The organism is Frankia sp. CeTa3Moorea (genome assembly GCF_978021225.1).
The window spans coordinates 26,801-30,675 of sequence record NZ_CDXDOR010000053.1 but is presented as its reverse complement, the minus strand read 5'-3'; the positions used below and the strand labels follow the sequence as shown (position 1 = coordinate 30,675).

Here is a 3,875-nt window from a genome sequence, read left to right as displayed (position 1 = left end):
GCCCCTGATAGCACCTTCTCGCGGGTGTCCCCGTTACCGTTGCAGCCGACGCGAACCATGATCACCAGGATACGGCGGGCGGCTCCCTGGTGGTACCGTGCACCCGATTCAGGGAAGGGAGTGCGGCGGCGGCCATCGCGGCTCCGTAGCGCTCGGCCCCCGCGCTGAACACTGGGCAGGGGATCATCACGGGTACGGTCACCGGGCAGAAGTGGACGTGGTCGGGTCCGCGGACGACCACGGTGCCGTCCGGTCGGCAGGGCTCACCGGCCTGGCAGGGCAGCCGGTCGCTCCACCGTCCGCGCATGGTGACCGCAAGGTCGGCGAAGACGACTTCCGTGCCGTCGTGCGCCGCGGCGATCGCCCGCCACATCCGGTCGAGGTCGGTCATCCCGTCCGCGCGGACGGGCTGGTCGGGCCGGGGTGGCGCCACCACGAGACGGACCTGTACCCCGGCCTCGCGTAACAACCGGACGGCGGCACCGGTGTCGGCGGGGTAGGCCGTCGCGACGTCGCGTCCCCGCATGCACGCCGATATCGTGTTTCCGGAGAAGGCCAGCACGGCGACCGTCGGCCGCCAGGCGCGGATCTGGACATCGACATCGGCGAGCCAGTCGCAGGGCGCGGTCCCACCGAAGGTACGTACCAGAACCTGCGCGCCGCCCTCTGTCGCGAGCCGGCTGAACGTCTCCCGGGCCTCCCAGGCCAGCGAGTCGCCCCAGAGCACGATCCGAGCCGGCGCCGGGCGTGCGGTGTCGGTGATCCGGCCGCCCCAGCCGGCCCATACCTTGCCGGGACCGAGTACCGGCAGTGCCAGCAGGAGCAGTGCCAGCAGGAGCAGCGTTAGCAGGAGCAGCGCCAGCAGGAGAAGGAAGGCGGCTGGTGGGAGGACGACGGCGAGCACGCCGCCGCGGTCCTTGCGACCGGGCGGTCGAGGCCTGCCGGGCCACTGGTTCCGGACGGCATCCGGAACCGGTGGATTCACGGTCGGGGTGCTGCGGGCCGACGGTGACATCGGATTCCGGTCTCCCTCACCGCCGGTCCGGTTGGGCTGTCTCGGCTGGCCGGGCTGGTTCGGGCACGGCCAGGGAAGAGGCCGTCGACGGATCGGCCGGTGGCCTGGCGTGTTCGGTCAGGCCGATCCGCTCCTGCAGGCGACGCAGCGGTCCCGGCGCCCACCACGCGATCGGCGCGACGAGCCGGAGTACCGAGGGCACCAGCAGGCCGCGCACCACGTAGGCGTCGAGCAGCACCGCCAGCGCGAGGCCCAGCCCGAGCAGCTTCAGGGCGGCGACCGACGAGGTCGTGAAGCCCGCGAAGACGACGGCGAGCAGCAGGGCCGCGAAGGTCACGATCCGTCCGGTGTGGCCGAGCGCCGTCGCCACCGAGCCGATCGGGTCGCCGGTCCGGTCGTACTCCTCTCTGACCCTGGAGAGCAGGAACACGCCGTAGTCCATGGACACGCCGAAGGCCACGCAGAACACGAGCACCGGGATGCCGGCGGGCAGGCTGCCGGTCGCGGTGACGTCCAACAGGCCGGCGAGATGACCGTCCTGGAAGATCCACACGAGTGGCCCGAAGACCGCCGCCATCGTGAGCATGTTCAGCGCCAGCGCGGACAGCGGTACGACGATGGAACCGAGCATGAGGAACAACGCGACGAAGGTAACCAGCGCGATTACCGCGCCGGCCAGCGGGGCTCGGGAGGCGATTGCGTCGATCGTGTCGACCCGCTCGGCCGCCTGGCCGCCGACGAGGGCCGGGAACGGCGCCGGGACCGCACGCAGGCCGCGTACCAGCCGGGTGCCTTCGGCGGAGATCGGTTCGACGGCCGGAACCACCGATAGATAGACGGCATCCGCGACGGCCTGGCGTGGGCGCGCCGCGGGCGTCGCCCCACCCAGCCGCCGGCCGTCCAGGTAGCTGCCGTCCGGGGCGTCCACCCGGGCCACTCCGTCAACGCGCGAGAGTGCGGCCGCGTACCCGGCGACCGCCGCCCCGCCGGGCGGCCCGGGGACATCCACGCCGACGACCCGCAATGGGCTGCTCTCCCGCCCGTCGAAGCCCGCCCGCAGGATCTCGGCCGCCGATCGGGCCGCGCTCGACGGAGGCAGGTTCCGATCGTCGTTGACGCCCAGGGAGAGATGGCCGATCGGAACGGCCGCGAGCACGAACAGCGCGACCGTCGGCACGAGGACCAGGACCGGCCGGCGCATGACGGCGATCGCGGTCCGGTACCAGAAGGCTGGTTCGGCTGGTTCGGCTGGTTCGGCTGGTTCGGCTGGTGCCGCTGGTGCCGCCGCGGCGCCGTCCGGCCGTTCCCCGTCCCCGCGCCGCTCCCGCCGCCAGCGCCGCGACGGGCGGGCGATCACCCGATCGCCGAGGGCCGCGAGCAGGACGGGCACCACGAGGACGGCCGACAATCCGGCGAGCGCGGTGGCCGCCATGCCGGCGTACGCCATCGACCGGAGGAACGGCAGCGGGAAGAGAGCGAGCCCGATGAGGGCGATGGCGACGGTGGCGGCCGAGAAGACGACCGTCCGGCCCGCCGCCCGGATCGTGCGGGCAAGCGCCGCATCCCGCCTGCCGCGGTCTGCTAGCCCCGTCTGCCCCGTCGGCGCTGTCCGTTCCGTCGGCGGCACGGTCGGCTCGCCGGCCAGTTCTTCGCGGTACCGGGCGATCAGCAGCAATGAGTAGTCGATCGAGAGCCCGAGACCGAGACCCACCGTGATGTTGGTGGTGAAGGTCGACATCGAGGTAACGGCGGCGAGCAGTCCGACGACGTTGATCGCCGCGAACACCGCGACCCCGCCGGCGACGACGGGAACGAACGCGAGCCGGATGCGCCGCAGGTAGACGACCAGCAGCAGCAGGAGCACGGGGAAGGCGACCAGTTCCGCGCGGGCGAGATCCGACGTGCTGCGCTTGCTCGTCTCAGCGCCGACCACGTCCGAACCGGTCACCCCGACCGTCACCGGTCCGTCGGCGCGGGCGGAGCCGGCGGGGGCTGCGGGGACGCGCAACGTGTCGGCGAGCTGGTGGGCGAGGTCCTCGCGGTCGGCGTCGTCGCCGGCGAGGCTCGCGAGCATCAAGCCGTAGCGCCCGTCGGTGGACCGCAGCGAGGTGGCACCGGTGTCCCAGTAGGAGACGACCGAGACGACCCCGGGCGTGCCGGCCAGCCGCGCGCGCAACGCCCCGGCCGCGTCGGTGACGGCGGTGTCGTCCACCCTGCCGTCGACGGCCCCGACGACCAGGACGACGCCGGTGGGCGCGACACCGAAACGCTCGGCGAGCACCGCCGCGGCGCGTCTCGATTCGGCGTTCGGCGGGGTGTCGCCGCTCCCGGCCAGGGTACCGCCGACGGCTATCCGCAGCGCCGTCAGGCACACCAGGACGATCAGGACGGCGAGAGCCACCACCCGGCGCCGGGCGACCAGCCGGGCGGCCGGCCCACCCCCGGCCTGGGGCGGAGCCGGGACTTGTCGGTGTCCGCGGTGTCCGCGGTGTCCGCGGCGCCCGGTGTCCGGGTCGCGAGGATGCGGGGGTCCGGGGATCCGGACCGACGGGGTCGAAGTCAAGGTCACCTCACCTTAGCGGGGGCCGGACGCGCAACGGGCCCACCTACGGGTCCGGCACCCCGCCGTGCCCGGCGAGCCACCGTGTCCGCGAGCCGCGCATCGTCCGGCCTGGTCGATCCGAGTACGCCAGCTCCCGCCGTCCATGCCATCGGGCCGCCGGGCACGACCGGTGGGCACCTCGGCCGATGCCCACCCCGTTCGCCGGTCTGATGCGGACCTGGACCGTGGTACAAGGCGGGAGCGCGGTGCCGCGTCGTACCGTCGGAGGGCGATGCGTGACGGTGTGGCCGGCCCGGA

General features: G+C 73.5%; 2 protein-coding genes. Both read right to left on the bottom strand.

The window, feature by feature from the left end; translation table 11 throughout:
• Positions 1-61 precede the first annotated feature (61 nt).
• Complete coding sequence (locus AC08OV_RS11785) at positions 62-904, bottom strand: SGNH/GDSL hydrolase family protein (RefSeq protein ID WP_476615968.1); 843 nt, start codon at positions 902-904, stop codon at positions 62-64.
• 127 nt (positions 905-1,031) lie between these two features.
• The gene (locus AC08OV_RS11780; RefSeq protein ID WP_476619658.1) at positions 1,032-3,416 is read right to left on the bottom strand and encodes an MMPL family transporter; all 2,385 of its coding nucleotides are present in this window, start codon (positions 3,414-3,416) and stop codon (positions 1,032-1,034) included.
• Positions 3,417-3,875 lie beyond the last annotated feature (459 nt).